Below are 23255 nucleotides of genomic sequence, written 5' to 3' on the forward strand. Positions count from 1 at the left end.
ATTATAGTCATGCCGTCGTCAGGTATTATCTGAATGCATAGGTGATATTACCGTGATTTACGTGACAGATGCCCCTTATATTGCCACCCTCTGTCATTATTCTAAATTTTTCTAAATCATGTGTGATATATAAAAAACACGAATGCATTGCCCGCATGGCTGTCAATTTGCCGCCAGATTGCCTAATGCATGTCGCGCGTTGTTACCGTCCCCATCGATGCCTGAGGTAAAAGAATGAGATTACTGGCCGTCCATCCAAGCTCGCTCATGTACACGAAGGTCTTCCTGCGTCTTGAACCGCTGGGGCTTGAACTGGTTGCCGGTGCCGCGCGCAACAAGGGACATGAGGTTGAAATCATCGACCTGCAGGTCGAGAAACACCCCGATTACTGGGAACGCATCGAACGCTTCCGCCCGCATGCCATCTGCTTTTCGGGCAATTACCTGGCCAATGTTCCCGAGATCATCGACCTGTGCAAGGAAACCCGCAGGCGCCTGCCCAACGTGTTCCTGTTCATGGGGGGGCATTCCATCTCGTTCATCGCGCGTGACGTGCTGGCCCTGTCAGAAGGGGCGGTCAACTGCGTGCTGAAGGGTGAAGGGGATGCAACCGTAGGTCCCCTGCTGGAAGCGTGGGAACAGGGGCGCGACCTGACCACCGTGCCCGGCGTGGTGACCATGGATGGCGAAGGGCCGCCACCGATCTTTGTCGAATCCCTTGATGAAGTCCGCCCCGCGCGCGACCTGCTGCGCCACCGCCGCAAATACTTCATCGGCACGCTGGACCCCGCAGCCTCCATCGAATTCGCGCGTGGCTGCCCGTGGGACTGTACGTTCTGCAGCGCATGGACGTTCTATGGCCGCTCCTACCGCACCGCCAGCGCCAAGGTGATTGGCGAGGAACTGCAGGAAATCAAGGAACCGGGCATCTTCATTGTCGATGACGTGGCCTTCGTGCATGCCGAACACGGCCTTGCCATCGCCGAGGAAGTCAAGCGCCGGAACATCAAGAAGGAATACTACCTTGAAACCCGCGCCGACGTACTGCTGCGCAACAAGGAAGTGTTCGCGGTGTGGAAAGAGATCGGGCTGAGCTACATCTTCATCGGGCTGGAAGCGGTGGATGCCGAAGGGCTGAAGCGATTCCGCAAGCGCGTGTCGATGGACCGCAATTTCGAAGCACTGGAATACGCCCGCTCGCTGGACCTGATCGTGGCCATCAACCTGATCGCCGATCCGTCATGGGACCGGGAGCGTTTCGAGGTCATCCGCCAGTGGTGCCTTGAAATCCCCGATATCGTGAACATTTCCGTCACCACCCCCTATCCCGGAACGGAAATCTGGGAAAGCGAGTCCCGCAAGCTGACCACGCGCGACTATCGCCTGTTCGACATCCAGCATGCCGTCATGCCCACCACCCTGCCGCTGCGCGAGTTCTATGAGGAACTGGTGAAAACCCAGCAGATCCTGAACAACAAGCATCTGGGCTGGAGCGCGATCAAGGATACGCTGGGCATTGCCCTGCGCCTGGCGCTGCGCGGGCAGACCAACTTCCTGACCATGATCTGGAAGTTCAACTCGGTCTTCAACCCCGACCTGCAGATGGCCGATCACGCGCAGAAGCCGGAATATGAAATGCCGCTCAAGCCGCAGGGCAGCGAGCAGAAGGTTGACCGCAAGACGCTGTATGTTCACGGCCCGGCCGGCCGCAAGTCGCGCAAGCTGGATGACGATACCGAAAAGTTCGTGGATGAGACCCGCATGAGCACGGTCGACTGATCCAGAAAAATCCTGCCCGTCAGGGAAAGGCCGGTTGCCTGTGCAACCGGCCTTTTTTTTGGGTCCGGTCCGGAACCATGTGCCGGCAGGCAGTTTGAACAAAACGGCGTCCGGCATGGATTGCACAGCAGGGCCCCGGGCCACAGCCCATGTGGTGCATGCCCCGACAGGACACGGCGCCGGGGGCATATATGGCAGCCTTCATGGCAGAACACGGCTGAATTATCACATCAGGGGCGATAATTCCCAACAGGAACACCCATGCCCCATTCCCCGCATGATGGCGGCAATGATGGCCTCCCCACCCTTTTCTGGTGTAGGCTGGGACATGTTTCAACCATAGGCAGCCATCAGGCTGCGGCAGGCAATAAGGCATTCAGAGCATGGAAACATTAACGATAAACGTAGGCGGCATGACGTGCGATGGATGCGCATCCAAGGTTGTCCATGCACTGGAAGGCGTGGACGGGGTTGCGATGGTGCAGGTCTCCCTGGAGAAGGGCACCGCCACGGTGACCTATGACGGCCGTTCCACCAATGTCGATGACCTGTTTGCCGCCGTGGATGATGCGGGCTTCGACGCCGGTTACTGACCGGCGGCCTGAAAGCGGCATATTGCTGAAAAAACAGACGCTTCCGGGAGACGCCGTTTCCAGAAAAGCGATACCCGGAAGCGCCCCTGCACCTTACAGGCCACAGAGGGACGGCCACAGAGGGGCAGGTGATTGCCCCCCTTATGGCGCAGGCAGGGCGGCAGCCGCCTTGCGTATGGCCTGCGCCATGGCTTCCACCCCGTTGCCCCGGTTGGTGGACAGTGCCTGCACCAGCCCCAGGTCACGCAGGAAGCCGGGGTCCGTATTCAGGATTTCCTCCCGGCTGCGGCCGGAATAGACCCGCAGCAGCAGCGCCACCAGACCGGACACGATGGCCGCATCCGATGCCCCGGCCAGATAAAGCCTGCCCTCGCGCGGCTGGACTTCCATCCAGACCTGACTCTGGCAGCCGGGCACGCGGTGGGCGTCATCCTGCCACTGTGACGGGAATGGCGGCAGCTTGCGCCCCAGTTCGATGATGTACTGGTAACGCTGCATCCAGTCATCAAACAGGGCCAGTTCCTCGCCGATTTCGGCAATGGCGTCGGCGGCGGTATCGTCCTCGGGCTGTACAAACGGGTCGGTCATCATCTTTCCTGTAACGCGCGCGGGGCCTGCCTGCCGCCGCCGGATCGGGCCTTCCAACGCAAAAGGCCGCGCCCGATCCGGCGCGGCCCTGCGGGCACCTGCCATTCCCTACAGGATAAAGCGGCTCAGATCACCCTTGCTGGCCAGTGGCGCCACCTTCTCCTGCACATCGGCGGCATCGATCACAACACTCTGGCCACTGCGGTCAGGCGCGGTGAAGGAAACCGATTCCAGCAGCCGCTCCAGCACGGTGGCCAGACGGCGGGCGCCGATATTTTCCACCCGTTCATTGATATCGGCCGCCAGTTCCGCCAGCGCGTCGATCGCGGCATCGGTAAAGGACAGGGTGACCTTTTCCGTGCCCAGCAGGGCGATATACTGCTGGAGCAGGGAATGTTCCGGCTCGGTCAGGATACGACGCAGGTCATCGCGCGTCAGTGACGCCAGTTCCACACGGATGGGCAACCGCCCCTGCAGTTCGGGCAGCAGGTCGGACGGCTTGGCGATATGGAACGCACCCGATGCGATGAACAGGATATGATCCGTGCGCACCGGGCCGTATTTGGTGGAGACCGTCGTCCCCTCGATCAGCGGCAGCAGGTCACGCTGTACCCCTTCGCGCGAGACATCGCCACCGCGCGATCCCCCTTCGGAAGCACGGGCACAGACCTTGTCGATCTCGTCCAGGAACACGATGCCATGGTCCTGCGCATGGGCCACGGCCTCACGCGTCAGGGCTTCGGTATCGAGCATCTTGTCCGCTTCCTGACGGGTCAGCGCGGCACGGGCCTCGGCCACCGTCATGCGCTTCTGCTGCGGCATGCGGTTCATGAAGCCCTTCATCATGTCCGAGAAATTGATCACGGCCCCCGGCGTCATGCTGGACATGTCGGGCTGGGCCGGGCCGCCCCCCTCGGCAATCGAGATCTCGACTTCCTTGCCCTCAAGCTCGCCCGCGCGCAGCATGCGGCGGAACTTGTTGCGTGTCTCGGCCGAAGCGCCCTCCCCCACCAGCGCGTCCAGCAGGATGTTCTCGGCGGCCCCTTCCGCCTTGACCTCCACATCCCTGCGCCGCAGTTCGCGCAGCATGTTGATCGAGACCTCGACCAGATCGCGTACGATGCTTTCCACATCGCGGCCGACATAGCCCACCTCGGTAAACTTGGTGGCCTCGACCTTCAGGAACGGGGCCTGCGCCAGCCTGGCCAGACGGCGGGCGATCTCGGTCTTGCCGCAGCCCGTCGGCCCGATCATGAGGATGTTCTTGGGCACGACCTCCTCACGCATGGCATCCGTAAGCTGGGCACGGCGCCAGCGGTTGCGCAGCGCAATGGCCACCGCGCGCTTGGCATCGGTCTGGCCGATGATGTAGCGGTCGAGTTCGGACACGATCTCGCGCGGGGAATGATTGGGTATGTCCATCAGGCAGCGTCCCCTGTCCCGTCCGTGCCCAGTGTTTCCACAATCACGGAATGGTTGGTGTACACACAGATATCGCCCGCGATCTTCATGGACCGGCGTGCGATATCGACAGCAGACAGGCCATCGATTCCCAGCAGGGCGCGTGCGGCGGACAGTGCGTAATTGCCGCCCGAGCCGATGGCGATGATGCCATCCTCGGGTTCCAGCACGTCGCCATTGCCGGTCAGGGTAAAGGAGCGCTCGGCATCGGCCACGGCCATCATGGCTTCCAGCCGGCGCAGGTAGCGGTCGGTGCGCCAGTCCTTGGCCAGTTCGACACAGGCGCGCTCAAGCTGGTTGGGGTAGCGTTCCAGCTTGTTTTCCAGCCGCTCCAGCAGGGTGAAGGCATCGGCCGTGGCCCCGGCAAAACCGGCCAGGATCTGCCCGGTCGGCCCGATCCGGCGCACCTTGCGGGCATTGCCCTTGATCACGGTGGCGCCCAGCGTCACCTGCCCATCGCCAGCCATGGCCACCTGGCCGCCGCGCCGCACGCACAGGATGGTCGTACCATGCCACCCGACCGGGTCATGGGGAGATGAATGATAATCTTGCATGATGATAGAGATAAAACCTTCTGCCGCCAGAACAAGGGGGCACGCCCCATACGATGCCCCCACCATTGCGCGCCCGGTTACGCGCGGTTCATGATCCGGTCGATATGGGCTGCAAGATCCGCGCGCGTGAACGGCTTGTGCATGACATTGGCGCTGCCGGCCGGCAGCGCGCCCGCATTGGCATAGCCGGTCAGGTAGAGCACACGCAGCCCGGGCCGCAGGGCCTGCAGGTGATGCACCGTCTCCAGCCCGCCCATGCCCGGCATCATCACATCCATGATCACAAGATCGATCGGCCCCAGCCCCTGCTCCATCGCCCGCACCGCGTCCGCACCACTGGCGTATTCCACCACATCATGACCGCGCGCGCGCAGGAAGCCCACCGTCACCGCCCGCACGCCCGGTTCGTCATCCACCACCATCACATGCAGCGTGCGTCCGCCCGCCCCCGTTCTTGCGGCCACGGGGGCCGTGGCCGGGGGGGCGGCATCCGGTGCCGCGGCCTGCACCGGCAGGCACAGGTCAACGCGCGTGCCCTCGCCCGGCTGGCTGCGTACCTGTACCTCCCCCCCCACATGGCGGATGAAGCCATAGATCATGGACAGGCCCAGGCCGGTGCCGTGGCCCACATCCTTGGTGGTGAAAAACGGCTCGAACACGCGCGCCAGTGTCTCGGCCGACATGCCGACCCCCTGGTCGGTGACCGATACCATCACATATTCACCGGGCACGAGATTGGTGCCGGCAATGATTTCCTTTACCCGCTTGAGCGCCGTGGAAACCCGGATCACCCCGCCATCAGGCATGGCATCCACCGCATTGATGCACAGGTTGAGCACCGCAAGCTCCAGTTGCCCCGCATCGGTACAGACCGGCGGCAGCGTCCCGTCCGATGTCGCGGTATCCACCACAATCGTACACGGCGTCCCGCCCTTGCCCTGACGCGAGACAACGGTCTGCGCCAGCAGGTCCTTCATGCCGTGCAGCAGGGCGTTCACATCCACCGGCTCCAGGCTGAGATCCCGCGGCCGGCTGAAATTGAGCAGCCTGCGCGTAAGCGAGGCCCCGCGCTGGGCAGCGGCGGAAGCATTGTCCAGCAGGCGCGTCACAGGGCCACTTTCGTCCCCCATGTCGCGCACCAGTTCAAGCGAGCCGAGCACGGCGGTCAGCAGGTTGTTGAAATCATGCGCGATCCCGCCCGCCAGCGTGCCCAGCGCCTGCATCTTTTCCGCCTGGCGCAGGCGGGCGGCCATTTCCTGCTGGCGGGTGATGTCGCGGTTGATCACGACCGAACAGGCCGAACCATCACCCAGCGCGCCCAGTACCACGCGGGTGATCTCGCGCCACCGCCCCTGTGCGCTGCCGCGGGTGTGGGCGGGCATTTCCACGGTTTCCTCATCGCGCCCTTCGGCCTGCAGGCGCCCCTGGGCCGCCCGGATCACGGGCAGCAGGTCGGCATCGCACAGTTCCTCCTCCGTCCGGCCCAGGCAGGATGCGATGTCACGGCCATAGAAATCCGCCGCCTGCTGGTTGATGCGGATGAAGCGGCCCTGCGCGTCCTTGAAGCCAAGGCCCGAGCGCAGATTGTCCAGCAGGCCATGGAGCAGCATGCGCTCGGTGCGCAGTTCGCGCTCCAGCCGGTGGTAATCCGCCGCCTGCACGATCATGGCGCGCAGGGCGTCCGGGTCCCATGGCTTGTGGGAATAGAACGAGATCCGCCCCTGGTTGAGCGCCGCCGCCACCGCGCCGATATCGGCATAGCCGGTCAGCAGGATGGCCTGCGCGTCGCTGTGCGCGCGCGCGCGGGCCAGCATCACGTCGCCCCCCATCTCGGGCATGCGCTGGTCGGACACGATCACGTCCACATCGTTGCGCGCGGCCAGGATGTCCAGCGCCTCGGTGGGGGATGTGGTGGACAGGACGGTAAAGGTATCTTCCAGCAGGTCGGTCAGGGCGACAAGGATTTCGGCCTCGTCATCCACCAGCAGCACGACGGGGCGCGACTGTGTTGCGGGGTCTGTAGTCATCACGCGGCAAACTCCCTGCGCGGCGGTCTGTGGCATGCTCAGCGCATGGACCCCGATGGCGGCGGCGCGGGCTGGCCTTCGGCCCCCGCCCCGGCATTCCAGGGTACGGAAATGGTAAAGCGGGCGCCCCCGCCAGGGGCGTTGCCCACCTGCAGGCTGCCGTGATGCGCCTGCACCACGCTATAGGCAATGGCCAGCCCCAGCCCGGTGCCGGCCCCCACGGGCTTGGTGGTGAAGAACGGTTCGAATATGCGCTCCTGCACAGCGGGGGCGATGCCGGGACCGGTATCGGTTATGACAAAGACGTAGGTGTCCTGCCCGCCCGCATTATGCGCAAGGAATGTGTGGATACTGATCTCCCCTTCCGCGATCCCGCCCCGACCAGACATATCATCAGGCTGGGCGGCAAGAATTGCATCAGCCGCATTGCTGATAATATTCATGATGACCTGATTGAGCAGCGCCGCCTGGCAGTACAGCCGGTCGGGGGCCTCGTACTGCCGCCGGACCACGATGCCGCTGCCCAGCTTCTGCGTCAGCAGCGCCATGACCGTCTCCAGCGCCTCGGGCACATCGATCAGCTGGAACAGCCCTTCATCCAGCCGCGAGAACTTGCGCAGGTTGAGCACAAGGTTCTGGATGCGCCGCAGCCCCATGTTCATCGACCCCACGCGGTCACGGCACTTGGTCAGCACCGCCTCGCGCGCCGCATGGTCGGGGTCGGTGCAGGCGGCCTCCATGTCCATCACCTGCGCAAGGCCGCGCGCCACCGTATCCTTGTGCGCCAGGATGAAGGCCAGCGGGTTGTTGATCTCATGCGCGATGCCCGCCACCAGTTCACCCAGCGAGGCCATCTTGGCGGTCTGCACCAGCTTGCCCTGGGTTTCGATCAGCTTGCGGTTGGCATCGGCCAGTTCGCGGTTGGCCTGTTCCAGCGCTTCGGCCAGGGAGGCCTTCGAGGCGATGGCCGCGGCTTCGGCGCGCGCGCTCTTGACCGCGATCTCACGCGCCTGGCGCTCGACCTCGATGCGGCGTACGTCATCCTGAAGCAGCTTGCGCCGCACCAGCACGCGGATGCGCAGCGCCAGCGCCGCAGGCCCCACATCGCGGGAGACGAGATCATCGATCCCCGCCTCGAACATGCGCGCGGCGAATTCGCGGGCATCGGCCCGTGGCGCGCCATCCACCCCCAGCAGGCGCAGCGGCACGTTGCCCGACAGCAGATCCGCCTGCCGCCATTCATCCAGCACGCGGCAGACCTCCAGCCCGTCGAATTCCCGGCACGCCAGGTCAATCACCACGCAGTCGGGCACATGCTCGGGATCATGCAGCAGCGTGGGGTCCAGCTGGGCCGGATCGGGGCACAGGGTGACGATGTGCCCGTCACGCCGCAGCTGCCCGATCAGTTCGGGCACCGCCTGCTGGCGGGGCGAGGCCGGGGCGATGACCATGATGCGCGCGCGGCGGAACATGCGCTCGGGCAGGAGCGGGGGCGCATGCGCCGCGTGTTCACGCAGCAATGCGCGGATGCGCAGGACAATCAGCGCCGGGTCGGACGATTTGGGAATATAGGCGTCCGCCCCGCTTTCCAGCCCCTCGCGCTCCAGCCCGGGCTCGATCCCCTCCGTCAGGATCAGCACCGGGATCGTGCGCGTGACCGCGTTCATGCGCAGCTGGCGGGCAAGCTGGCCCCCGTTCATGCCCGGCAGGTGGTAGTCGGCAATCACCAGCCCCGGCAGGCGGGCATCCAGCGTATCCAGCGCTTCCTCGCCACTGGCCACGCGATGGACGTGAAAGCCGTGGCCTTCGAGCATGCGGCGGATGCGCAGGGCCTGTGTATCGGAATCCTCGACCAGCAGCAGGGTGTCGGGATGGTCCTCGTGCTCAGCAGGTGGCATGGGGCTGGCTCATGGCTGGGATGGTCCTTCGGTCGGGATCGGGCTGCCGGCCATGATCCGGAGAATATGCGGGGCGATTTCATGCACCGGCAGGCTTATGCAGGCCGCACCCGCGCGTTCGGCGGCGCCGGGCATGCCGTGGATGACGGCGGTGCTGCGGTCCTCGACAATCGTGTAGCCGCCGCACGCGCGGATGCGGCCCAGCCCCTCGACCCCGTCCTCGCCCATGCCGGTCAGCAGCACGCCCAGCCCGTCACCGCCAAAGACCCGTGCGATGGAGGAAAACAGCACATCCGCCGATGGCCGCTGCCCCTGCACGGGGGGGCCGTCATGCAGCACGACCTCGCCGCGCGTGCCGACCGTCATGTGCTGGTTGCCCGGCGCCACCAGCACGCGGCCACGCTCCAGCATCATGCCATGCCGCGCCAGCACCACCGGCAGCGTCACCTGCTGGTCCAGCCACTGGGCAAAGCCTTCCATGAAGGCCGCCCCCATATGCTGCACCAGCACCACCGGCAGCCCGAAATCCGCCGGCAGGTCCCCCAGCACGCGGGCAAAGGCGGTGGGACCGCCGGTGGATGCCGCCATGGCGAGAATGCGCGGATGGATGGCCAGCGGGCGCGCCCACATGCCCTTGTGGCGGAAGGGCTCGGCCTCCATCAGGCGGCGGCGGATCACCGGCACCTGACTCATGATGTAAAGCTGGGTGGCAATGCCCTGTGCCATGGCGGCACCCGCCGCCCCCGACAGGCCCTGCGGCTTTTCCATGACCGAAAGCGCACCCGAGCGCAGCGCGTTCATGGAGACATGGGTGGACTGCCCGCCCAGCGTATCGCTTACGATCACGATGGGGGTGGGAAAATGCGCCATGATCTGCCGCGTGGCCTCCAGCCCGTCCATGCCGGGCAGGCAGATATCCATCGAGATCACATCGGGCCGCAGGCGGGGCACAAGGCGCAGCGCCTCCTCCGCCGTTTCCACCGCCTCCAGCAGTTCAAGCCGCGGATCGCCCGCCACCACGCGCATGAGCAGATGACGCAGCACGGCGGAATCCTCGACGATCAGCACGCGGCGCGGGGCGGGGGGCGCGTTCACAGCAGGCCCCTTATGGTGTCGATCAGTTCCCCCTGGTCGAATTTCTGCTTGGTCAGGTAGGCGCGCGCCCCGCCTTCCATGCCCCGGCGCACGTCCTCCCCATCATCGCGTGATGTCATGAGCACAACGGGAATGGCGGCCAGATGCGGGTCCGCCCGCATCGCGGCCAGCAGCGCCAGCCCGTCCATGCGCGGCATTTCAACATCGGTCACCACCACATCCACATGCCGCGAGGACTGCTGGAGCAGTCCCAGCGCCTCCTCCCCGTCCACCGCCAGGCACACATCATAACCATGGGACTGGAGGATCGTTTTCTGCAATGTCCGGGTCGTGATCGAGTCATCGACCACCATCACCAGCGGGGCATGGCGCTGGGCGGCCACCGGTGTCGGGCCTTCCCCGTCACTGAAGCGCACACCGCCCCCCGCGCCGCGCAGGCGCCAGCGCGCGAACAGCCGGTCGGGGCTGATGATGAACACCGGCTGGTCCTCCCGTGGCCAGGCGATGCCGGGCACCAGTTCGCTATCCAGCCCCACCGCCGTGGCGTCGGACACCAGCAGCGTGCGCACGTCCAGCATGCGCTCCACCGCGAAGCCGCAGCGCACGCCGCCCACTTCCATTACCGCCACGCTTACCGCGCCATCGCGTACGGGCAGTGGCGCATCCTCCTCCCCCACGAAGGCCCGCAGGGGCACAAGGGGCACCAGTTCTTCTTCCCCGCGTTCCGCCGGGCGCGGGGCGGCGCGCGCGCCATCGGGCGGGTGGGGCACCACGGCAAAGGGCATGTTGTTGAGCTGGCGGATCTCGTCACGCCGCACACGCAGCAGGTGGCGGATCACGCGGCCGGGCAGGCCAATGGTCTGGCCCGCGTTTTCCACCAGCAGCACGGTGCGCTGGCGCTGGGAGACGGGCACGGTCAGGGTCACGGTGGTGCCCGCGGGCTGGCGCTGCTCCATGCGCACGGTGCCGTGCAGCGCGCGCGCGGCTTCGGCCACCACCGACAGGCCAACCCCGCGCCCGGCCAGGGTATCCGCCTGCCCGCGCGTGGAAAAACCCGGCTCGAACACGCGCGCCAGAAGCTGGCGGGCATCAAGCGGCGCATCGGCATGCACCAGCCCCTGCCCCGCCGCCCGGGCCGCGATGGCGCGCAGGTCCGGCCCGCGCCCGTCATCACTGACCGCAACCTGCAGCCGCACGCCGGTCAGGGTGACGGCAATGGTGATGTTGAGCCGTTCGGACTTGCCAGCCTTCAGCCGCCGGGCACGGGTCTCGTGCCCATGCACGATGGCGTTGCGCACAAGGTGCAGCACCGGGTCGCGCAGCGCCTGCATCACGCGCCGCTCGGTCTGGACATCCATGCCGTGCATATGCACGTCCACCCCCCCTTCCGGCCCGCCATGCTCACGCGCGATGCTGCGCGCCATGGCGGCAAGGGAGCCGAACACGCTGCCCGCGGGGACCAGGGTCACGGCATGCACTTCCTCCCCCAGCCGCAGCAGGGCACGATCAATCTGGCCCGCCATGAGTTCACGCTCGCGCCCCACCGCCATGAGCCTGCGGGTCATGCGCGCGAATTCGGCCACCGGGTCGGCGCGCATGCGTTCGGGGGCGTGCATCACCGCGCGCGAATCCGCCAGCAGGTCCATGACCTGTGCCCACAGCCGTTCCTGCCGGTCAGCCACCGACAGAAGATCATGCACCGCCGTGGCCAGCGCATCCAGCCGGGCCACGGGCACCTGCACATAGGCCGGGTTTTCAGCCGGGGCGGCAGGGGTTTCCGGCGCATGCCCGTCCGTGGCCGCAGAGGCCATGAGCAGGTCGATCTCGTCCAGCGTGTCGGTTATGGCGCGGCAGTCAGCCTCCCCCGCCGTGGCGTGCGTGGCAAGCAGGGTGGACAGGCGGTTTTCCAGCGCATGGGCCACCCCTTCCACCACCGGCAGTTCCACCGCGCGCGCCGCCCCCTTGAGCGAATGGATACGGCGGAAGATTTCCGCCAGCCCCTGCCCGTCCGGGCCGCCCTGCGCCACGATGGCGCGGATGGCACGCAGGTGGTCACGGTATTCCGCATCGAATACCGCCAGAAGTTCTTCGCGCAGGTTCTCCACAACGCCGCCGTCAGGTCCGGTAGCGCGCGGAGATGGTCAGCAGCTGCTTGGACAGCTTGCCAAGGTTGCTGGCCGAGACTTCCAGGTTGCGGGTTCCCGCCGATGTCTGCTGGCTGGCCTGACGGATGCTCTGCAGCGCGGTCATGACCTGTTCGATGCCGATCTGCTGCTGGTTGGTCGAGGCCACGATCTGCTGGAAGGCATTCACCCCTTCCTCTATGCCGCCGGTCATGCGCTCGATGGTGCGGTAGGCGATGTCGGTCCGTTCCTTGCCCGCGGAAACGCGCTTGACCGCCTCTTCCGTCAGCATGACCGAAGTGTTGATGCCGCGCTGGATGTCACCCAGTATGGCGCGCACGTTCTGGGTCGCATCGCGCGACTGGTCGGCCAGGATCTTCATCTCGGCCGCGACCACGGCGAAGGACCGGCCATGCTCGCCCGCCGCCGCCGCCTCGATCGCGGCATTGAGTGCAAGCAGGTGCGAACGCTCCGACAGGTCATTGACCGCGGCGATGATCTCGCTGATCGCCTCGGTCCGTTCGGACAGGGCGACGATGTTCGACGCCACGGCTTCCGCGCCGTCATGGGTATAGGCCATGGCGCGCGCGGTTTCCTCCACCGCTTCCAGCCCGCTGGCCGAGCTGTGGACGATCACCTCGGCGGAGGAGATGACCTCACGCGCGCGCTTGCTGATCTGGGCGCCGGAATGGGTGATCTCATCCACCGTGGCCGCCGTTTCCTGGACCGCGGCGAACTGTTCCTCCACACTTGCGGCCTGCTGCTGGGTGGAGGCACGGATTTCGGCCACGGCGGCGTCCAGGTTCTGCGTCACCTCCCCGCTCTGGCGCGCGATCTCGCGCAGGCCGTCAATCATGCGGTTAAGCCCCGCGGCAAGGCGGGCCACCTCGTCACGTTCCTCGCCCATGCCACCCACCTTGGCGCGGGTGGCAAGGTCGCCCTGCCCCACGCGCTCCATCACATGCATGATGGACGAGATCGGCTCCATGATCGACCGCCGGGTCCAGAAGGTTACGATCAGCGCCACCACCACCGCCAGCCCCATGCCGATGGCCAGCGAACGGCGGCTGTAGTCATACGACGCCGCCCCCTGCGTTTCGGCCACCTGCACGCCATGGTCCAGCAGCGAGGCCGCGCGCCCCACCAGCAGGTCGATCGACTGTTCACGGCTGTCTATGCGCGATGCCTGTTCGCGCACGCTGGGGTCACTGCCCGCGCGGATGGCCTGGAACAGCAGGCCCGCGCCGTGGGTGTCCATCTGGAACTGGCCGGAAATGTCGCGCAGCTGGCTGGCCACCGTGTTGAACATCTCGCGCTGGTCATCGCTGCGGGCAAGGCGGCCGGCTTCCTCCGCGCGCGACAGCACGCCAGCCAGCAGGCCATCGGCCTCACGCGCCTTTTCGTTCCAGCTGGCAATGGCATCTTCCAGCATGGCGGGCGCGCCTTCGAAATCATGCGCGTAATAATGCGCAAGGATGGCCAGGCGGCGGGCCACGAGGTCATTCTCGTTCGCGCGGATATGCGTCAGTTCACGATAGACCGACAGGTCACGGGTGACGATGATGGTCATCTCGTCCCGTACTTCGCGGATCTGCCCCAGCGCATAGATGCCCAGCGACACCAGCAGCAGCACCCCGACCATGAAACCGAACAGCAGGCGATTGGCGATTGTCACGGGACTTCACACTCCGACATAACGGGAAGAGAACAGGCGGGCAGGATCGATTACGGTCAGGCGGCGGCCATCGGGCAGGCTGGCCTGCGGCAGGCCCGATGGGGTAAGCGCTATGGGCGTGCCGGTAATTTCCACCGTACCCGCGGCCGACGTGGCCAGCAGGGCTATGCGCCCCAGCGGAATGCTGGAAACCGAGCGCAGCAGCAGCATGACCCCCGGTTTTTCCAGCCGCCCCCCTCCCAGCAGCACCGACAGGTCGAACACGGTGTACAGGTCGCCCTGATAGCCATGCACCCCCTGCACGCCGGGCGGGCAGTCGGGCCGGCGCGGCATGTCGTTCCAGACCGGGTCGGTCACGCGCAGCACGGCATGCAGGTCCACCCCGCAGGGCTGGTCGGCCACATCCACCATGATCAGCGGACGGCGTGGTACCGCCTGCCGGCCCGCGGGCGCACGGCTGGCCAGAGCACGCGCGCGCTCATGCAGCACGCGCCGGGCAAAGGCGTCCCGCGCATCCGCCGCCGCACGCTCCCCTGTCATGAGGGGACCCTGGCCCGGCTGGGTGGCCGGGCGTCATCCATATGGCTTATCAGGCGCAGCAGGCCGCCCGCCGTCAGCCCGTCGCCCTCGGGCAGTACCGCCTCTGGCGCGCAGCGCCGGACCAACGCCACCATCTACTGGCGGATGCGCCGCGCTTCCGCCCGCGCGCCCGCGTCCTCCAACAGGCGTGCCAGGTAGCAGCGCGCCATGACATGGTCCCGGCACAGATATATGACCCGGCGGAACGATTCCTCCGCCTGCGCGAGACAGCCCTCGCCCCATGCCAGCACCGCGAACAGGAAGTGGATGCGCGCATCAACCGGATGGCGGGCAAGGTGGTCCCGGCACATCTGCATGGCCCGCGTCACATGGCCGTCATCGGCCGTACGGCGGATGGCGTTGGCAACCGGGACAGAATCAACCGCCACACTGTCATCCACGACAAGGCACGGGGGCGTGTCCATGCGCGCGGGCGGGCGGCGGACAGCGGAGAGGCGGGAGGGGACGGCAGCCCTGCCCGCATCCGGCACGGGCGCGCGGAACGCCAGCGTGCCGGGCAGGCGCACGGTATCAAGCCAGGGCGTGAAATCGGTTACCGGCTCCGAATGCCCCAGCAGCAGCCAGCCCTGCGGGGCAAGGCGGGCCGCCATGGCGTGGACCAGGGCGGTGGCCTGAGCCTGGGCGAAATAGATCAGGACGTTACGGCACAGGATCAGGTCAAACGGGCCTGCGGGGCCGCCATCGGGGCGCAGCATGTCCAGCACGTTGCTGTAGCGGAAGGTGACCATGCGCCGGTAGCGCTCGTGCAGCCGCCACAGGCGCGGGGTGACGGGCACGAACCATGCCGCGCGCCGGGCGGCATCGATATCGCGCAGGGTCCAGGCGCTGAATTCGGCCTGGCGGGCCTGCTCAAGCGCGCGGGTGCTGATGTCGGTGCCCAGGATCTCGACATGCCATGCCTGTGTCTCCAGCCCGGCGTCCGCCAGCAGGCGCGCAAGCAGGATGGCGATGGAATAGGGTTCCGCCCCGTTGGAGCAGCCGATGCTCCATATCCGCAGGTGGCGCGTCACCCGCGCGCGGCGGACCAGGGCGGGCAGGATGGTATGTTCCAGTGCCGCGAACTGCTCGGCATAGCGGAAGAAGAAGGTCTCCCCTATGGTCAGGATGGATTCCAGTTCCCGCCATTCCGCGTCCCCCCGCGCGCCATCGGCCAGCATGGCAAGGTAGTCATGGCAGGTCCGGCAGCCATGCAGGCGCATGCGGACCCCCACCATGTCCTCCAGCAGGTCCGTCTTGTCGGTATAGTAGTGCAGGCCGGTGCGCCGGGTTATCGTGCCCAGCAGCTTGCGCAGCCCTGCGGGGGGGAAGGCAGGGGGCGTACTCATCACCGGGCGTCCGGGGCCGCGTCTTCATCACCGGCCCACAGGGCCTCGCGCCGGCGGGTCCGGGCCACAAGACTGTCCAGCCGGAGCCGTTCCCCGTCATTCACGATGTCGGTCATGCGCAGCATGAAGGCAATGTTCCCGTCCGCCAGTTCCAGTTCCCGCCCAGCACCCTCTGCCGCCTCCAGCCTGCCGTCAACCACCGCGCGCATGCCGCCGTCGGGCCGGATCACATCCTCCGCCGCGTCCACCACCAGTCCCACGCCACCGCCCCCGGGCAGGTTGCACAGCAGCAGCGCGCGGTGCAGCAGGTCGGCCGGCGCCCGCACCGCCTGCGCGCGCACGCCCAGCAGCACCCCCATGTCAAGCACCCCCACCATGGCCGCACCCAGCCGGAAACAGCCCGATATATGGGGCATTTCCACCGCCAGCGGCAACAGTTCGGGCACCGGCATGCATTCGCGCACCGCCAGCCCCGCGGGCAGGCCATAGCGCCGGGTGCCCACACGGAAGACGACAAGCGGCGGCATGCCCCCGCAGGCTGGCCTGCATCCCCTGTCCGGCTGTGGCGTGGCGTGATCCATCGGCATGGCGCAACCTGCTGTTTGTCATATCCACAAGGCAGAAGTTTGCATTTAATACAAGCCATCGCTACCTCGGTCTGGAATGCATTTCCTACAATCCGGGGAAGCTGCCCCATGGCCGGAGTCTTGTTTTGATGGACAGTCCCTTTTCCAACCACGCGCCCGATCGCGCATCGTCACCCGCCGGCAGGGGTGGCCTGAACATGCCCCGCATCCTGCGCGTGGGGGTATGGGCGGTGTTCTACTTCCTGTTCTATCTGGTGCAGCAGGTATCCGAACTGGTGGCGCCACTTGTGCTGATCCTGGGCATTGGCTGGAGCGCGCTGCCCCACATCATCGGCATCGCCAACGGCGTGGCCGGCAATGACCCGCAGACACGCGATATGATCGCCCATGTGGCGCATTCCATTCCCGACCATGTGGAAATGGGGTCGCATCTGCTCACCCCCTCCTCGCTTGTGTTCGACGGGCTGCTGCTCATGGCGGCGGCGGCCCTGTGCGCCACGCTGTCCACCATTGCCGCGCGTACCATGTAGGCCGCCCGCAGAAAGGCCGGGGAGCAACCCGCATGTTCCGCCTGCATGATGTCAGTTACACCTATGCCGACAGCCGCACGGGCGGGGCGGCCCTTTCGCATGTCAGCGCAGAGGTGGCGCAGGGCGAATTCCGCTGGCTGCTCGGTCCATCGGGGGCGGGCAAGTCCTCGCTGCTGTCCATCCTGTCGCTGGAGGTCCAGGCCACGTCGGGCATGGTCGAGATACTGGGCATGCCGGTCATGCATGCCCGGCGCGCGGCCCTTGCGCGCCTGCGCCGGCGCATCGGGGCGGTGCGGCAGGATTTCCGGCTGCTGCCGGACATGAACGTGTTCGACAACGTGGCCCTGCCGCTGCGGCTGCAGCACCGGGCGGAAGCGGAAATCCGGCACGAGGTCCATGCCATCATGAAATGGGTGGGGCTGGAAAACCGGCTGGATGCGCTGCCACCCCAGCTTTCGGGCGGTGAGCAGCAGCGCGTGGCCATTGCACGCGCGGTGATCTACCGCCCCGACCTGCTGGTGGCCGACGAGCCGACCAACGCGCTGGATGAACGCCAGGCCGCGCGCCTGATCACCATGTTCCACCGCCTGGCGGAAATGGGCACCACCATCGTGGTGGCAACCCATAATGATGCCATCGTGCGCAGATATCCGGCACAGGCCATTGAACTGGCGCATGGCCACATGGTGCGGGACTATAACGGCTAATGGCACGACAGCGCTATCATGACGGGCTGGCCCTGCGTCAGGCCCTGCCGGGGCAGTTCCTACCCTTCCTTGTCGCGGCCATGGCGTTCCTGGCCGCACTGGCGCTGGCGGGCGGGCTGGCCGCCCATGGCCTGTCGCAGCGCTGGACCCACGGCGCGGGTGCCGTCACGACCGTACAGGTGCCACGGCCCGATGATGCGGCCAGCGCTGACAGTACGGCCACCCCCGCCTCCAGCCGCATCGCCGCGGTGCAGGCCGTGCTGTCCGCGACGCCGGCCGTTGCGGCGTCCCACCGGCTGGGCGAGGACGAGCTGCGTGCCCTGCTGGCCCCCTGGATCGAACAGACCGGCGACCCCGCCCTGCCCCTGCCCGCCGTGATCGAGCTGCGCACCGTGGCGGGGCAGGCCCTGCCCGCCACCCTCATGGCCAGCCTGCAGGCCCGCGCGCCGGGTGTGATGATGGAGCATGACAGCGTATGGAGCGACCGGCTGGCGGCCCTGGCGGGCAGCCTGCAGGCCTGCGCGCTGCTGGCGGTGCTGGTCGTGACAACGGTGGCGGTGTGCGTGGTGATGGCCGCCACCCGCGCGGGACTGCTGACCCGGCGTCAGGCCATCGCCCTGATCCATTCACTGGGTGCGACCGACAGCTACATCTCCGGCCGTTTTGCCACCCGCGTGGGGCTGCTGGCGCTGGGCGGGGGGCTGGCGGGCAGCGTGCTGGCACTGCCCATGCTGGGCGTGCTGTCCTGGCTGGCCGCCCCCTTCGGCACCACGGGTGATGCGCCCGCCATGGACTGGCGCGACCCGCAGGCCTGGGCGGCCATGCTGCCGCACGCGCTGTTATGGATGCTGGTGGCCCTGCCCCCGGTGGCGGGACTTGCAGGCTGGACCACCACGCAGCTGACCGTGCGGGCATGGCTGCGCCGCCTGCCATGACACACGCCCCGCCGCACGACGGTGCACCGCGACGCCGCGCCATGCTGGCCACCTGCGTGGCGGGGGCGGCACTGGCCTGGACGGCGGGACTTGCCTGGTTCGTTCACGACGCGATGCGCCCGCCCGTGCTGCCGCCGCACGCCGATGGCATCGTGGCGCTGACGGGGGGACAGGGACGGATTGAGGAATCCGTGCGCCTTCTGGTGCATGGCCGCGCCGGGCGCCTGCTTATTTCCGGGGTGGACCCGCATGCCACGCGCGGCGATTTCCTGCGCCACCTGCCACCACCGGTGCCACTGGCGGCATGGACCCATACCACGCTGGGTTCCCGCGCCACCTCCACGCTGGGCAACGCGGACGAAACGGCGGCATGGGTGCGTGAATATGGCCTGCACAGCCTGATCGTGGTCACGGCGGGCTACCACATCCGTCGCGCCATGCTGGAGATTTCGCGCACGGTGCCCGGCGTGCGGCTGTATGGTGATCCCATCCGTTCCCCCGCGCTGGCCCACCCGTTCCATCCCGCCACGATGCGGCTGATGGTGGTGGAATATGACAAATGGCTTCTGGCCTGTCTGGATGTGGTGCGGCTGACCCGCCCGCTGCATGGGCTGGTCAGCCACACCGATACCCGGCCCGACGCCACCGGCGGCATGGGCTGAGGCATCGGTCGTGGCCTGTAGCACCGTGGCTTTTCTGGTGTTAGGAAACCCCATGCCCATTTATGGACCCGTCCCATGACCGTACTGCGCGCGCTTGCATTCAACCTGTATTTCCTGTTGCTGACCATTGTGATGGGCATCGTGGCCTTTCCCATCCGGCTGTTCGCCCCGCGCCTTGCGCTGGGCTATGCCAAGCTGTGGACGGGACTGACCCTGCGCGGGCTGCGGCATATCTGCGGCATTGCGGTAGAGGTCAGCGGGCGCGAGCACCTGCCCCATGGTCCCTGCCTGCTGGCATGCCAGCACCAGTCCATGTTCGATACGCTGGTGTGGATGAACCTTGTGCCGCTGCCCACCTATGTCATGAAACGCGAACTGGAGCGCATTCCACTGGTCGGCCCGATGCTGCGGCTGAGCGGCATGATACCGGTGGACCGCGATGGCAAGGCCAGGGCCCTGCGCACCCTGCTGGCTGCCACGGATGACGCGGCGCGCAAGGGGCGCCAGATCATCATCTTCCCCGAAGGCACGCGCACCCCGCCCGGCGCCCCGATCAGCCTGCAGCCGGGCATTGCCGCCCTGTCCGCCCATACCGGCCTGCCGGTCATTCCGGTGGCAACGGATGCGGGGCTTCATTGGGGGCGCAATGCGCTGGTCAAGCGGCCGGGTACCATTCACATCGCCATAGGCCGGCCCCTGCCCCCCGGCCTGCGCCGCGCCCAGCTGCTGCCCGCCATCGGGGGGGCATGGCGGAGCTTATGCGCCGATAACGGACTGCCCATGCCCGCGGCCGATGCGCCTTCCACCACGATCCAGTCCAGCAATTGATGAAAAGGAAGGATTTTCTGGGTGCTGCCTTGTGCAAGGAAGCGGCAGTCTTCGAAGCTTTTTGAAAAAAGCTTCACCAAAAACTTCTGCACATTTCCCAGAGCGTTTCATGAACGGCCGTCGAAAGGGAGATAGCCCGCCCTAGTCGGCGCGGGATGATCCCTTTTCTCCCAGCCGGGCCTGCAGCGTCTCGACCTGCTGGCGCAGGTCCATGATTTCATGCAGCAGGCTTTCAACCGTGCGCCCGCCCACCTGTTCCACCGCATGCAGCGATGTGAACAGGGACATCGCCTGCCGCACCACGGCGGCATTTTCCTGCCCCAGGCTTTCCAGCCCGTCGGATATGGCGGGGGAAACGGGACCTTGCATGAAGGCCGCCATCATGCGTTCCAGGTAGTCGGAAACCTCGCCCTGCCTCCTGTCACCATAACAGCGGATGAGTTGGCGCAGGAAGGCAACCGGCAGCATGGCGCGGCCGCGCGTTTCCTCTTCCAGCATGACCTGGGCCAGCACGCCGCGGGTGATGTCATCGCCCGTGCGGGCATCCAGAATGACAAAGGCGCGGTCCTGCTTGACCATGTCCATCAGGTTCTCAAGCGTGATGTATGCCGAAACCTCGGTATCGTACAGCCGCCGATTAGCATATTTCTTGATGATGACGGGGGCAGAAGAGACCGACAAATGCCTTCCTTTCGCATGGATCAGGGACCTGCGGCCCCGCTATGCCATGGCGCCGCCGTTTCCATGAATATCCCATGGAAACACGCTGTACCATCATTAGGGCAAATTACACGCCCCGACCATGTGCCCGGTCAATCAATCCTGTTTTTTCATGCTGCGCGCAATACAGGCCCCACCCCCGCCAGCATGGCCGGCCGGGATGGCGGGATGCGGGTTTTCCGCCCTTTTCCGCCACGGACCATGGGCATGCCGCCACATGGCGCCCCACCCGCGGGCAGCGGATGGAGGGGAGAAGAATCATGACGTATTATGTCAGAAACCGTCCTTCTCCCGGCGCAGCCGGGCCAGCGTGGCCACATCCCCCGCACGCAGGAAGGGATTGGTCGCCCGTTCCTCCGCCAGCGTGACCGGAACGGTGGGCCGCCCCTCGCCGCGCAGGATGGCCACCTGCCGTGCGCGTGCGCGCAGGGCCATGTTGTCCGGGTCCACATGCAGGGCAAAACGCGCGTTGGACTGCGTGTATTCATGCCCGCAGCACACAAGTGTCTCATCCGGCAGGGCCGCGATGCGTCGCAGGGAGGCATACATGTCCGCCGCCGTCCCTTCGAACAGCCGCCCGCACCCCATGCTGAACAGCGTATCGCCACAGAACAGCGCGGGGCCCGCGGGAAAGTAATAGGACACCTCGCCCGTCGTATGGCCCGGCGTGGCCATCACCCGGGCCTCGGCGCGGCCCAGAGGCACGGTGTCACCATCATGCACCGCGATATCCAGCGCGGGCAGGCGCCAGGCATCGGCGGCGGCCCCCACGATCCTCGCGCCATAGCGGGTCCGCAGCGCCGCCGCCGCCGCGACATGATCGGCATGGTGATGGGTCAGCAGGATCAGGTCCAGCCGCCCCCCTGCCGCATCGATGGCCGCGACAAGCGGGGCGTCCTCCGCCGGGTCGACCATTGCCGCAGCCCCGGTCGCGCCGTCATGCACGAACCAGGCATAATTGTCGTTCAGGATGGGAATCGCCCTGATGGAAAGCGGGTCTGCCATGACTGTTCTCCCTTCCGGTTGTTCTCCGTGCGGACCACCCCATACGTGATGGCCGCGACCACGGGGTGTGCTAGTGTGCCCCAATGCAATCCGACATGCACACCGCCGCGCATTTTTACGCAACCCACCGGGGACGGGTGGCCGCGCGCCTGCTGGGCCAGCGCATGACGGCCTTCTGGCCCGAAGGCACGCAGGGCCGTACGCTGGGACTGGGCTATGCCCTGCCTTTCCTGCCGCTATGGGAGCGCGAGGACGCGCCGTGCTTCTCCGCCCGGCTGGACACGCATGTCACGCGCGCCGCCCCCCCGTGGCAGGGGCGCGACTGCATGGCAAGCGGCCTGCAACTGCCGTTCGATGACCTGAAATTCGACCGTATCCTGCTGATTCACGCGCTGGAGGTCAGCGAGGACAAGAACAGCCTGCTCCGCCAGGTGTGGAAGATCCTGCGCGATGACGGACGCCTGCTGCTGGTCGTGCCCAACCGGGCGGGACTGTGGGCGCATGCCGACAATTCCCCCTTCGGCCAGGGCACGCCGTTCTCACGCCGCCAGATCAGCCGCTGGCTGGCCGATGCCTGCTTCCGCGCCGAGCGGCATGAGGATGCGCTCTATATCCCCCCCGCAGGTCCCTGCCCCACGGCCCCCGTGGGCATGGTGGAATGGACGGGACGCAACCTGTTCCCCCGGCTGGGGGGCGTCTGCCTGATCGAGGCGGTCAAGGACATCTATGCCGGCGTGCCCAGCCGCCCTGCCGTAGTAGTACCCGGCGGATTGCGGCTGGGGGCGGCGCGTATCTTCTCGCGCAGCCTGACCCGACGCCCGCCGCCTACGGATGCGCAGAATACTTGACCAATTTTACCGAAATCTCCATGAAGAGTGTCCCATGTCCCTGATTCAGTCCCTCAAGCTCGTCATCGCGCCACCGCATCCGGCCGCGCGCCCCTTCCTTCTTGGATCGGGGGCGGTGGCCGTCATCGGCCGGCTGCTGCCTTTCCGGCTTACAAAACTGCTGGGAACCGCCAGCGGCCTGTTCTTCGGCTTCTGCCTGTATTTCTTCCGTGACCCCGAGCGCGTCACACCGGCGGAACCCAACCTGGCCGTGGCACCGGCTGACGGGCATATCGTCTCGATCGAAAAAGTGCCCCCGCCGCCGGAACTGGACATGGGGGATACGCCGGTATGGCGTGTCGCCACCTTCCTGTCGGTGCTGGATGTGCATGTAAACCGCATGCCGGTGGCGGGCACCGTCACCCGCATTGCCTACCATGCCGGGCAGTTCCTGAATGCCAGCCTGGACAAGGCATCGGAACTGAATGAACGCAACGCGCTGCGCGTCACCCTGCGTGATGGCCGCCAGGTGGCGGTGGTCCAGATCGCGGGCCTGATCGCCCGCCGCATCCTGTGTGACGCGGAAGAGGGCATGCAGTACGAAACGGGCGAACGCTTCGGCCTGATCCGCTTCGGCTCACGCACCGACCTGTACCTGCCCGCCGATGTCACCCCGCTGGTTGAAGTGGGCCAGACCATGATTGGCGGCGAAACCGTGATGGCGCGGCTTTAAACC

At 66.5% G+C, this 23255-nt stretch carries 23 protein-coding genes; 9 read left to right on the forward strand and 14 right to left on the reverse strand.

Features of this window, described 5'->3' with window-relative positions; genetic code table 11:
* Window positions 1-234: 234 nt before the first annotated feature.
* Together hpnR and CFR78_RS02845 are read left to right on the forward strand one after the other, a co-directional pair.
* Complete coding sequence (gene hpnR, locus CFR78_RS02840) at window positions 235-1779, forward strand: hopanoid C-3 methylase HpnR (protein ID WP_034933041.1); 1545 nt, start codon at window positions 235-237, stop codon at window positions 1777-1779.
* Between the two features lie 383 nt (window positions 1780-2162).
* The gene (locus tag CFR78_RS02845) at window positions 2163-2372 is read left to right on the forward strand and encodes a heavy-metal-associated domain-containing protein (RefSeq protein ID WP_007399737.1); all 210 of its coding nucleotides are present in this window, start codon (window positions 2163-2165) and stop codon (window positions 2370-2372) included.
* Between the two features lie 141 nt (window positions 2373-2513).
* On the opposite strand, the gene CFR78_RS02850 is transcribed toward CFR78_RS02845, so the two are convergent.
* From CFR78_RS02850 to CFR78_RS02900, 12 genes are all read right to left on the reverse strand, one after another.
* A complete protein-coding gene (locus CFR78_RS02850) occupies window positions 2514-2963 on the reverse strand; it encodes a SufE family protein (RefSeq protein ID WP_007399736.1) in 450 nt (149 codons plus the stop codon).
* A 105-nt stretch (window positions 2964-3068) separates the two neighbouring features.
* Window positions 3069-4382: an ATP-dependent protease ATPase subunit HslU gene (gene hslU, locus CFR78_RS02855; protein ID WP_034933043.1), complete on the reverse strand. Its 1314-nt coding sequence runs from the start codon at window positions 4380-4382 to the stop codon at window positions 3069-3071.
* Window positions 4382-4975 (reverse strand): ATP-dependent protease subunit HslV, encoded by a 594-nt coding sequence (gene hslV, locus CFR78_RS02860; protein WP_034933396.1) that lies wholly within the window; start codon window positions 4973-4975, stop codon window positions 4382-4384. Before hslV ends, hslU begins: the two co-directional genes overlap by 1 nt.
* A gap of 77 nt (window positions 4976-5052) precedes the next feature.
* Window positions 5053-7002 (reverse strand): response regulator, encoded by a 1950-nt coding sequence (locus CFR78_RS02865; RefSeq protein ID WP_110580977.1) that lies wholly within the window; start codon window positions 7000-7002, stop codon window positions 5053-5055.
* 38 nt (window positions 7003-7040) lie between these two features.
* A complete protein-coding gene (locus CFR78_RS02870) occupies window positions 7041-8900 on the reverse strand; it encodes a response regulator (protein ID WP_110580978.1) in 1860 nt (619 codons plus the stop codon).
* 9 nt (window positions 8901-8909) lie between these two features.
* Entirely contained in the window at window positions 8910-9995 is a 1086-nt protein-coding gene (gene cheB, locus CFR78_RS02875; protein WP_007399731.1) for a chemotaxis-specific protein-glutamate methyltransferase CheB, read from the reverse strand.
* Entirely contained in the window at window positions 9992-12100 is a 2109-nt protein-coding gene (locus tag CFR78_RS02880) for a hybrid sensor histidine kinase/response regulator (protein ID WP_007399730.1), read from the reverse strand. The genes cheB and CFR78_RS02880 overlap by 4 nt, the downstream gene beginning before the upstream one ends.
* Before the next feature lie 10 nt (window positions 12101-12110).
* Entirely contained in the window at window positions 12111-13793 is a 1683-nt protein-coding gene (locus CFR78_RS02885; RefSeq protein WP_034933052.1) for a methyl-accepting chemotaxis protein, read from the reverse strand.
* 6 nt (window positions 13794-13799) lie between these two features.
* Window positions 13800-14333, reverse strand: coding sequence for a chemotaxis protein CheW (locus tag CFR78_RS02890; protein ID WP_007399728.1), 534 nt, complete (start codon window positions 14331-14333; stop codon window positions 13800-13802).
* On the reverse strand, window positions 14330-14467 hold the full coding sequence (locus CFR78_RS16540; protein ID WP_258365857.1) for a hypothetical protein: 138 nt from the start codon (window positions 14465-14467) through the stop codon (window positions 14330-14332). Before CFR78_RS16540 ends, CFR78_RS02890 begins: the two co-directional genes overlap by 4 nt.
* Window positions 14468-15718 (reverse strand): CheR family methyltransferase, encoded by a 1251-nt coding sequence (locus CFR78_RS02895; protein WP_258365858.1) that lies wholly within the window; start codon window positions 15716-15718, stop codon window positions 14468-14470.
* Entirely contained in the window at window positions 15718-16305 is a 588-nt protein-coding gene (locus CFR78_RS02900; RefSeq protein WP_240471492.1) for a chemotaxis protein CheW, read from the reverse strand. Before CFR78_RS02900 ends, CFR78_RS02895 begins: the two co-directional genes overlap by 1 nt.
* A gap of 128 nt (window positions 16306-16433) precedes the next feature.
* Here CFR78_RS02900 and CFR78_RS02905 point away from each other — a divergent pair, with 128 nt between their 5' ends.
* The 5 genes from CFR78_RS02905 (at window position 16434) to CFR78_RS02925 (ending at window position 19967) form a co-directional block, all read left to right on the forward strand.
* Window positions 16434-16835 (forward strand): hypothetical protein, encoded by a 402-nt coding sequence (locus tag CFR78_RS02905; RefSeq protein WP_034933056.1) that lies wholly within the window; start codon window positions 16434-16436, stop codon window positions 16833-16835.
* 32 nt (window positions 16836-16867) lie between these two features.
* Entirely contained in the window at window positions 16868-17542 is a 675-nt protein-coding gene (locus tag CFR78_RS02910; RefSeq protein WP_007399724.1) for a cell division ATP-binding protein FtsE, read from the forward strand.
* Window positions 17542-18477: an FtsX-like permease family protein gene (locus tag CFR78_RS02915; RefSeq protein WP_034933059.1), complete on the forward strand. Its 936-nt coding sequence runs from the start codon at window positions 17542-17544 to the stop codon at window positions 18475-18477. Before CFR78_RS02910 ends, CFR78_RS02915 begins: the two co-directional genes overlap by 1 nt.
* Entirely contained in the window at window positions 18456-19139 is a 684-nt protein-coding gene (locus CFR78_RS02920; protein ID WP_034933062.1) for a YdcF family protein, read from the forward strand. Before CFR78_RS02915 ends, CFR78_RS02920 begins: the two co-directional genes overlap by 22 nt.
* A gap of 75 nt (window positions 19140-19214) precedes the next feature.
* Entirely contained in the window at window positions 19215-19967 is a 753-nt protein-coding gene (locus tag CFR78_RS02925; protein WP_034933063.1) for a lysophospholipid acyltransferase family protein, read from the forward strand.
* Window positions 19968-20108: 141 nt separating this feature from the next.
* On the opposite strand, the gene phaR is transcribed toward CFR78_RS02925, so the two are convergent.
* Both phaR and gloB read right to left on the reverse strand, forming a co-directional pair.
* On the reverse strand, window positions 20109-20648 hold the full coding sequence (gene phaR / locus CFR78_RS02930) for a polyhydroxyalkanoate synthesis repressor PhaR (RefSeq protein ID WP_007399720.1): 540 nt from the start codon (window positions 20646-20648) through the stop codon (window positions 20109-20111).
* Window positions 20649-20960: 312 nt separating this feature from the next.
* A complete protein-coding gene (gene gloB / locus CFR78_RS02935; RefSeq protein ID WP_034933066.1) occupies window positions 20961-21692 on the reverse strand; it encodes a hydroxyacylglutathione hydrolase in 732 nt (243 codons plus the stop codon).
* Between the two features lie 95 nt (window positions 21693-21787).
* Here gloB and CFR78_RS02940 point away from each other — a divergent pair, with 95 nt between their 5' ends.
* Complete coding sequence (locus CFR78_RS02940; protein ID WP_051672177.1) at window positions 21788-22540, forward strand: methyltransferase domain-containing protein; 753 nt, start codon at window positions 21788-21790, stop codon at window positions 22538-22540.
* A gap of 34 nt (window positions 22541-22574) precedes the next feature.
* A complete protein-coding gene (locus tag CFR78_RS02945; RefSeq protein WP_007399716.1) occupies window positions 22575-23252 on the forward strand; it encodes a phosphatidylserine decarboxylase in 678 nt (225 codons plus the stop codon).
* The last annotated feature ends 3 nt before the right edge of the window (window positions 23253-23255 follow it).

It is taken from the genome of Komagataeibacter rhaeticus (genome assembly GCF_003207855.1).
Taxonomy (GTDB): Bacteria; Pseudomonadota; Alphaproteobacteria; order Acetobacterales; family Acetobacteraceae; genus Komagataeibacter; species Komagataeibacter rhaeticus.